This window comes from Aliiroseovarius conchicola (assembly GCF_041403445.1).
In the GTDB taxonomy this organism is placed as follows: domain Bacteria; phylum Pseudomonadota; class Alphaproteobacteria; order Rhodobacterales; family Rhodobacteraceae; genus Aliiroseovarius; species Aliiroseovarius conchicola.
In genome coordinates this window covers 1-8,719 of record NZ_JBGEHL010000026.1, presented here as the reverse complement: position 1 = coordinate 8,719, position 8,719 = coordinate 1, and the positions used below count along the sequence as shown (strand labels likewise).

Genomic DNA, 8,719 nt, shown 5'->3' with positions numbered 1-8,719 from the left:
GCGAGGAACCCAACCGTGATTGGCAGCGCGGCCCGCCAGACGGGGCGCTGTTGTTTCTGTGTCTCACTCGAGGTCACGCGCGGGTGGCTCATGTGCCGACGCTCGGACAAGCCGTGCCGATCCATCACATCGTGCACGGCTCGCCGCTTAACATCGGGCGTCAGTAGTTTTTTGTTGCGAGATCCTTCAGGGCTGCGTTGTCGAGCATCGCATCCGCCAACATGCGCTTCAGCTTGTTGTTCTCGTCTTCCAAAGCCCGCAACTTCTTGGCATCAGACACGTTCATACCGCCAAACTTGGCTTTGTATTTGTAGAACGTCGCGTCGCTGATGCCGTAGCGGCGACAAAGCTCCTGAGCTTTCACGCCCGCCTCCTATTCCTTGATCATACCGATGATCTGTTCGTCTGAAAATCTGCGTTTCATGGTCCATCCTTTATTTGGACGGATTACTAACACCTCAGTGGCCTGATTTCAGGGGGCTGGGTCAGGATTTTTGTCTTTTAACATCAACTATTTAACCAGCTCATATTTTATGAATCTCTCGGAATGCCCAGTGGAAATTATCTATACTTTTCAGTAGCTTATTTTCTTAGCGTGCTATTTAGCACTGAGCCGCACTCGACCCCAACTGGCTCAAAGCTACAAAACTGGCCAAAGCTCAGAACATTTAGAGAACGCGTCGCATTGCTGAAACCTGCAATGGTTTGCTGTTTTCTAAATGGCGCTTTATGAGACGCTTCTGTTTTTTGCCGTTAGGGCTGTTCGCCGCCAGAACAAAGGGAAGGATCCCGTTTATGAGCATCGGAAAAAGTGTCGTAATTTCTTCAAGTGCTTTTTCCGTGAGGGCCTTGAGAGCCTCAGGCCCAGGGAAAAAACTTTCCGAAAACGCCCCGTTTGCGATTATGATTTCATGTTGGTCAAATACCAGATGATAATACTCGACCTCGCTAACATGGTGATCAATATAGATGCCAGGAAGCTCAGTTAATCGAAGACCTGCCACGAGGGCATTCTCGTCACCAAACATACGCTTACATATGGGTGAAGACACCAACATCCGGTGCTGACGGGAAATGAGCAAATCTGTTTCGGGCAAGTTGTTGCCGAGTGCACCGGCACTGATATTTACGGGGCGCAGCTTTTCGTTTTCGATCAGGGCACGCTGCCGAAGTTTTCTTTTCAGAGCCAGGCGCAGAGGCTGATAACCATGGTCCATAGTTCTTACCATGTCACCTGGCTGTAAGTTTTCGATCAGAGCAGGCCCGTTTTTTGTGGCGATGATCGTTCCGCGATTAAAGCAAACCACATTGGTATTATCGAATGTCAGATCGGTCCCTGCAACAGCGGTGCCGCCGTTTTGGATCGTCAGAGATGTAGACGCATCCCAGCCGGCTTCTGTGGCGTTTAGTATTCCATCATCAGCCTGATCCGCGCGCATCCAGGCCAGTGGATTTGAGTATTGTTGTCCGGGGTTGGCTGCATTCCAGGCAGCAAGGTTTGTGGCATTGTAGTAAGATGACAGATCAACAAAATCATTGTTGCTTTGGTTGCCGTCGTCCAGTGCGCCAGTGTTTCCGGCATTGAAATCGGTAATCGAGTCATGACCAGTTGCAGACCCTGAACTGCCGTCGGCAAGTTCAAAGCGATCATTCCCGCTCCCCCCGGTCATCTGGTCATCACCAGCGCCGCCGTTCAGCAGGTCATCATTAGCTCCACCATCTAAGGTGTCATCACCAAGTTCGCCGAATATCGTATCGTTTCCGGCACCGCCTGCGATACTGTCACCTGCGTCATCAGGGCGCGAAAAGGTCGTCGTCGAACCGTTCTGGAGATAGGTCGGACCACCAGAAGCCCCGTCAATTTCAATATCGAAGATGCCATAACCTGCCTGAGTACCGGCTTCCGCTATCGGGGCTATATTGCCGGTCGCGTTAAAGTGGTCCTGAACGGCCTGAAAATCGCCATCCAACGATGGAAAAAGGGAAGCGGAATCATATTTAGCACCGACAATCCGAAGAGAAAAATCCCCTCCGCCGAGATCCTGGACCTCTAATTGAACGGCTTTGGTGTAAACATCATCCTGAACAATAACCCAAAACTGCTCCCCACTTGATATGGTATCTGGCAACGAAAGCGAATTGCTTGGATCAGCCGGAATCCAAGCTCCGCCCAGAGTGTAACTGATACTGTTGAGGTTCAGAGTACCGCCGTAGCCTCCATAAATGATATCATCACCGTCGCCACCAGTAATGGTATCTGCGCCGCCTGAGCCTTTGATTGTATCATCGTTTGGTGTTCCGTTAAGGGCATTAGGCCCTGAGGTACCTGTTATCTCAGCCATTTTGGCATCCTGCTTTGTCTGATATCTGCCCGCCATCAGGTGTATTGAGCGCCCGATATACGGTCATCCTTGACACGCCGAGGTCACGCGCAACTAGAGCTTTTGGGGCGCCAAGTTGGAGAAGTCTAAGGACTTCCGCATCGTTGACCGTTTTCTGCCGTCCTTTATAAACCCCCTTACTCTTGGCCGCTTCGATACCAGCGCGCTGGCGGTCCCGGATGAACTTAAGTTCCATGTCGGCTACCATGCCGAGGACAGTAATGACCATACGGCCCATAATCTCCGGCTGTGGTGACTTCTGGTTCCAAAACGCGAAGCGATGCACCCTTGGCATCCAACTCGTGCACCAGATTGATGACATCTCGGGTAGAATGACCGAGACGATCCAGTCGATGCACGACCAACTCATCACCGGCACGCAGGAACTCCTTTACCGTCGCCAGTTCAGAACGATCATCTCGGGACGCACCAGAAACGGTTTCTGAGCGGATGACCTCACAACCTGCCGCCTTCAGCTTGGCTTTCTGGATATCAAGGTCCTGGCTTGAGGAACTGACGCGGGCATATCCGATATGTGGCATGGCAACCTGTCATATTAGGGTAACTTGCATTCTGATACTATGCCATTAATTGTTTGACTACCTATTTGTTACGTTTTTTGTGACCTTTGTGGTTTGTGACTTTCACCTCAATCCGGCTGGGTTTCTTCATCGCTATGTGGCGCAAGTACTATGCAGTTTGACACTGCTAAAGTAGAGCGGACCTTTATCGCGGCCGTTGCTGAGACTGGCTTTGTTTTCTAATCTCAATCTAAACAGTCACAATCTACAACGGGAGGGTACAAGCTGAACATGCGTATCATCCGCCGCCTTCAGCTTGGTCCCCGTTTCGCCCTAGAAATCAGGGCAAACGCATGAACGCGATGAGTCACTATGTCATGGGTAACCACGGGGAGATTTGTTTCAGGCTCGCCTTCCAAAGGGAGGGTGAGCAGATGTTCCAGGATTTATTGACGTGCTTTGATGCAATTGAAGAACCGCGCCTGGCTGGCAAGGTTGAACATCGTTTGATTGATATCTTGGCTATCACGGTTTGCGTGGTGCCTGCACACGCTGAGTCATTTGAAGACATTGAGCTTTACGGCAAACATAAAGAGAAATGGCTGCTCGGGTTTCTGGCCCTGCCCAATGGCATTCCCTCACACGATACATTCCGCCGTGTGTTCATGCTGATAGATGCTCAGCAGTTTGAAGCCTGTTTTCTTGCCTGGACCCGCGCAGTGTTTTTAGCGCCCCGTCAGATCGCGGTCCATGGCAAGACCATGCGGCGCTCGTTTGATCGCCGAAAATGAACATCTGCTTTGCATGTGGTCAGCGCGTTTGCGACACAGTCGGGATTGACGCTTGCCCAACGCGTGGTTGCCGATAAAGGCGGAGAGGCCGAAGTGCTGCTGCCGATGCTCGAGCGGCTGGACTTGGCGGGAGCGCTGATCTCGCTGGATGCGCTTTATGCGCGAAAATCCCTTGCGGGCGGCATTGTAGAGCAAGGCGCTGACTATCTGATGGCACTGAAGAAGAACAAGGGTGATTATGCCCGCGTGTGCGCATATTTTGCGGAAACAACATTTGGCAAGGTTCCGCACACGCCCGCAGTCTTTGATGCTTTCGACGAAACGCATGGCCGCCCGACGCGGCGTCCGTCAGGTCATCGCGGTTGAAACGATTACAAACACCACCAACGCCCACGGCGGGGGTCGCGGAGACGTCAGATCAGACATCAGTTACTTCTTGACGTCCAGTCCCGCCGATGGCCCAGTCCTCGCAGCGGCGGTCCGCAACCACTGGGCCATCGAGAATAGCTTGCATTGGGTCTTGGATATCGGGTTTCGCGAAGATGAAAGTTGCCTGCGGGATCGTCACGCAGCGGCAAACCTTGCCGTCATCCGACAGATCGCAGTGAACCCCGTAAAGGCTGAAAAATCTCCAAAAGCCGCCGGGTGGGACAACGACTATATGCTGAAACTCATGACAGGATGAGCTTCATGTGTTTGCACTGCCAAGACCCCGATGAACGACGGGATACCGGCACCTGAGCTGACCAGATCACCGTTCGCGCCAAGGACGCCGGTGCCGACATCAAGAACCTCGTAGCGTTCGTCGTCATGTCAATCCTCCCAGTTGACGATGGACCTACCTTTATGCCAATTTTGAATCGAATTCAATTCGGAGTTTGATATGACGACGAAGATCGGGATGGCTGAGCGCCTGCTGTGCGCGGCGGAGGAAGAGCTCGTGGCGAATGGCGGCCATCTGGAAATGCTGCCTGTCGCCAAGCGGGCTGGTGTCTCGGTTGGCAGCGGCTATCACCACTTCGGCTCCAAGGCCGGGCTGCTGGCGGCCGTTGCGGCTCGGTTCTACGGACCGCTGCAAGAGGTGACGCTGGGCGACGCGATCCCGCGCGACCTGCCCTGGGCTGCGCGCGAGCATCGCCGCCTCGCCGCCTTCGTGGCCTACCATCTGGAACGCCAGGCGTTGGCGGTCCTAATCTACGGGGGGCTGTCGAATGCCCCGGAGGTCCTAGACCTGGAGCGGGAGCACATGGCCGCGGTCGTGGAAGCCGGCGCGCGCAACCTCGAGCAGGGGCGCCGCGCGGGCGTCGTGCGCAGCACCGTCCCACCCCGGATGCTCTCCGCCCTTCTAATGGGGGCTCAACGTCAAGCGATCAACACACTCATCGCGGGAGAGGGCGAGATCGACGCCAATGCCGCTGTCCGGGACATCTGGTCCTTCGTGGCGGCCGCTCTCGATCTCGGCCCCGCCGCCCACAATCACGTCACCAAAGGAGGAACGTCCCATGTCGGATAACCTAAAGCAGCAGGAGGATCTCGGCCGAGACCTCGCAAAGAAATACAAGGCCCACGTCCCCGGCCCCGAGCGCAAGTCGTCCGAGATCGACGCCGACTGGGAGAAGGTCCAACGAGACGGCTACGTCATCATCAATGACCTGCTCGACGCGGATGAGATCGCGCGCATCCGTTCCGAATGCACGCCGCTCCTCGACAAGAAGGGGCGCAACAGCTTCGAGGGGGCCGACACGCAGCGCGTCTACAACGTGCTCGCGAAAACCCGCGCCATAGATAAGCTGGCCACGCACCCCCGTATCCTGGGATTGATGGACAAGTTCTTCCAGCCAAGCTTCCTCTTAAGCCAGGTGCAGGTCATCAACATTCTGCCCGGCGAGAAGCCGCAAATGCTACATGCCGACGACGGGTTCTACCAAATCCCCCGCCCGCGTCCGCCGCTTGGCGCAGCGACGGTCTGGGCCATCGACGACTTCACCGAGGAGAACGGTGCGACCGTCATCATACCCGGCAGCCATGAATGGGGTGCCGACCGCGCGCCCAAGCCGGAGGAGACGATCCCCGCCGTGATGAAGGCCGGTTCGGTGATCTTCTTCCTAGGCACGACTTGGCACGGGGGTGGGGCCAACCGCTCGGGCGCGGCGCGCTTCGCCGTCACCTGTCAGTATTGCGAGGCCTACATGCGCCAGCAGGAGAATTTCCTTCTGGAGCTCAACCGCGACACCGTTCGGGAGATGTCGCCCGAGCTGCGCGGCCTCGTCGGCTACTCCATCTACGGGCCCTTCATGGGCATGGTCGACGGCAAGCATCCGCTGCGCTTGCTCGAGACCGCGTGAGAGATGGGCCGCGCCGCCTTCGATGACACCCCCTATACGCCGCGACCTCCCTGCCGTAGCGCGTGCTTCAACTGCTCTTAGGCCGTTTTCATTGTCTTGAAACCGCGCACCGGCTTAATCAACTGCTTCAGCTTACCGCGATCAGCCTCGACGATGTTATTGAGGTATTTCACCTGACGATGCTCGACATCTCTGGGGCGCCTGCCTTCGGTTTTGAGCTCAGCCAACGCAGCGGCGTAGGTCGGGGCCTTACCCGTGTTGATCATACGGGGCTGTTCCCAGCTTTTCAACCCCTTCAAGGCTTTGCCAAGAAACCGCTTGGCAGCTTTCGTTCTCCGCGTCGGCGAAAGGTAGAAGTCGATCATATTCCCAAATTTATCAACTGCCCGATACAGGTAGGTCCATTTCCCACGGACTTTGATGTATGTCTCATCCACGCGCCAGCTATCGGACATGGGGCGGCGCCACTGCCAGCGCATCCGCTTCTCGATTTCTGGTGCGGACCTCTGAACCTATCGGTAGATCGTGGAGTGATCAACCTGAACACCGTGTTCGGCCATCATGGTCTCAAGGTCGCGATAGCTAATCCCATAGCGGCAATACCATTGCACAGCCCACAAGACGATTTCGCCCCTGAAATGGCGGCCTTTGAAAGCATTCATATCCAAACCTCAAGTCAACACACCAGCCAAACCTGACCGCTACACCGATTATTTGAAACAGAGCCTTTCAAATTGCCTTGAGGGCATGCCGATTGGCCTGCGCCAAGAGGTTTGCGGCAAGTGCCGCGACCCAGTCATGTGTGATTGTCCAACCAGCCCGTTGCGCCGCATCCAGCAAGGCACCGCCAATTGGCGGCAGCACCGGTGGGGCGGGCGGTGTCCCCATAAGGACAGTTAACTGATCCAACACAGGCCCCGCATTGAACACGCCGCCCGCGTAGGACCAGATGCCGCCAGAGGGCAGCCCTGATCGATGTTGCGCGGCCTTGGCCGCGCGCGCCAATTCTTCGGCCGCATCCATCAATATGGCGTGGGCAGATGTGTCGCCCGCATCCGCCAATGCAGAAACAGCCCGCGCCAATTGCCCGATCGCTGCCCGCGGCTGGGACTGGCTATAGGCCCAATCAATCAGCTTGTCTGCGCCTATCCCCGTTTGGGCGCAAAACGCCTGCGCAAAGCCATCATCGGGCAAACGGCCATCGATCTGGCTGGCCGCATGGGCGAGCGCCCTGCGCCCAATCCAGAAGGCCGATCCTTCGTCACCGAAAATGTCACCATAGCCGCTGCTGCGGGTGGTTCCTTTGGGCCCAGTTGCCCAGGCCATCGCCCCTGTACCGGCCAGCACAAGAACACCGCCACCACCCGCAAAGGCACCGCGATGGGCTGATGCGACATCATTTTCAACCTTTGCAGCGTGGCCTAGAATGTCTTGGGTCACATCTGTTTGTGATGCGGTGATTTGCGTGACTTCGCCATGATAGGGCAAGCCCAACGTCGCCGCCAAAGGCTGCCCGCAATCGGCCAGGCATGCCCGCAAGCGATCAGGCCCGCCGGCATCAGCCATTGGATCCAGCGATGGACCTAAATCAAACCGGCGCAGACTGGCATCGGGCGCGATAGCCGCAATGACGGTTTTTGTCCCGCCTGCATCGATGCCCAAAATCTCAGTCATCGGGGCGGTCCACTTGCACCAACGCGGTACCTGTTTCGTTCAGCTTGCGCGCAAAATCATGCGCCAACGATGTATCCGACACGATGGCCATTTGACCGACAAGCGGACCGACCTGATAGGTCAGGCGCGTATTAAACTTATCGGAATCAGCCAGAATAATCGGTGCATTCGTCCGCTCTAGCATCAGCTTGTTGATGCGTGCTTCCTGTTCGTCCGCCGAATAAATCGCAAGGTCCGGCCCAACAGCGCCCACCCCTAAGAACACTTGATCAAACCACAGGCTTTGCAGGACCCGCTCGGCCAGCGGCCCCACCATCGAGGCGTTTTGCACGCGCAATGCGCCGCCCAGCAAGGTGACAGACACCTCGGGCACCTGCATCAAATGCTGGGCCACAGGCAAGCAGTTGGTAAAAATACGCAGTACTATGGGGCGTAGCCGGATCAGCCGCGCCAGCTGCAAAACCGTCGTGCCAGCGTCCAAAAACACCGACGAACCGGGATGAAGCATATTGTAAGCCCGCTCACCAATCGCGCGCTTGACGTCCAGATTGATTTGCTCGCGGCTTTCAAAGGCAACTTCAATATCTGAATCACCTGAAATTTGCGCCCCGCCATGGGTCCGCTCGATCGCGCCATCTTTTTCAAGAACGGTCAGATCACGCCTGATGGTTGGCTCGGATGCATCAACAGCCGCTGCAAGATCGCATCCGGCTTTCGCAGCAACATCGAGCCGTGAACCCGATAGATAGGCAGACAAAAATCCGGCGTTAAAGCTATCTCCGGCGGCGGTTGTGTCAACCGGTTCTGAAACTTTTGGCGGGCTGAACCGACACAATTCAGAACCGCGGCGGAGAAGGATTTCCTTGTCTCCGTTTTTTACGACGACTAGGGCCTGTTAACACTATTACTTAGTGCTATTTGATGCTAGGTATCTGTTATGAATGAGATAACAGAAAATCAATACGCGCTGATCCAGCCCTACTTGCCAGTCCAGCGCGGGAATGTGC

General features: G+C 55.9%; 7 protein-coding genes and 4 pseudogenes. 3 read left to right on the top strand and 8 right to left on the bottom strand.

Annotated elements, in window-relative coordinates; genetic code table 11:
- The 4 genes and pseudogenes from V6N04_RS18470 to V6N04_RS18455 form a co-directional block, all read right to left on the bottom strand.
- Positions 1–364, bottom strand: a pseudogene (locus V6N04_RS18470) (transposase); the annotation flags it as partial.
- 304 nt (positions 365–668) lie between these two features.
- A complete protein-coding gene (locus tag V6N04_RS18465; protein ID WP_371171656.1) occupies positions 669–2,342 on the bottom strand; it encodes a Hint domain-containing protein in 1,674 nt (557 codons plus the stop codon).
- A complete protein-coding gene (locus V6N04_RS18460; protein ID WP_476774980.1) occupies positions 2,335–2,577 on the bottom strand; it encodes a helix-turn-helix domain-containing protein in 243 nt (80 codons plus the stop codon). The genes V6N04_RS18465 and V6N04_RS18460 overlap by 8 nt, the downstream gene beginning before the upstream one ends.
- On the bottom strand, positions 2,567–2,923 hold the full coding sequence (locus tag V6N04_RS18455; protein WP_371171654.1) for a recombinase family protein: 357 nt from the start codon (positions 2,921–2,923) through the stop codon (positions 2,567–2,569). The genes V6N04_RS18460 and V6N04_RS18455 overlap by 11 nt, the downstream gene beginning before the upstream one ends.
- A 332-nt stretch (positions 2,924–3,255) precedes the next feature.
- Between V6N04_RS18455 and V6N04_RS18450 the strand changes: the two are divergent.
- The 3 genes and pseudogenes from V6N04_RS18450 to V6N04_RS18440 all read left to right on the top strand — a co-directional run bounded on the left by V6N04_RS18450 (position 3,256) and on the right by V6N04_RS18440 (position 6,038).
- Positions 3,256–4,378, top strand: a pseudogene (locus V6N04_RS18450) (ISAs1 family transposase).
- A gap of 198 nt (positions 4,379–4,576) precedes the next feature.
- Complete coding sequence (locus V6N04_RS18445) at positions 4,577–5,206, top strand: TetR/AcrR family transcriptional regulator (protein WP_371171653.1); 630 nt, start codon at positions 4,577–4,579, stop codon at positions 5,204–5,206.
- On the top strand, positions 5,196–6,038 hold the full coding sequence (locus V6N04_RS18440) for a phytanoyl-CoA dioxygenase family protein (protein WP_371171652.1): 843 nt from the start codon (positions 5,196–5,198) through the stop codon (positions 6,036–6,038). The genes V6N04_RS18445 and V6N04_RS18440 overlap by 11 nt, the downstream gene beginning before the upstream one ends.
- Positions 6,039–6,115: 77 nt before the next feature.
- On the opposite strand, the pseudogene V6N04_RS18435 reads toward V6N04_RS18440, so the two are convergent.
- The 4 genes and pseudogenes from V6N04_RS18435 to V6N04_RS18420 form a co-directional block, all read right to left on the bottom strand.
- A pseudogene (locus tag V6N04_RS18435) lies at positions 6,116–6,700 on the bottom strand (IS6 family transposase).
- A 67-nt stretch (positions 6,701–6,767) separates the two neighbouring features.
- The gene (locus V6N04_RS18430) at positions 6,768–7,712 is read right to left on the bottom strand and encodes an N-acetylglucosamine kinase (protein WP_371171651.1); all 945 of its coding nucleotides are present in this window, start codon (positions 7,710–7,712) and stop codon (positions 6,768–6,770) included.
- Entirely contained in the window at positions 7,705–8,340 is a 636-nt protein-coding gene (locus V6N04_RS18425) for a DeoR/GlpR family DNA-binding transcription regulator (protein WP_371171659.1), read from the bottom strand. The genes V6N04_RS18430 and V6N04_RS18425 overlap by 8 nt, the downstream gene beginning before the upstream one ends.
- Positions 8,323–8,589: pseudogene (locus tag V6N04_RS18420) on the bottom strand (PfkB family carbohydrate kinase); the annotation flags it as partial. The gene V6N04_RS18425 and the pseudogene V6N04_RS18420, both read right to left, overlap by 18 nt.
- Positions 8,590–8,719 lie beyond the last annotated feature (130 nt).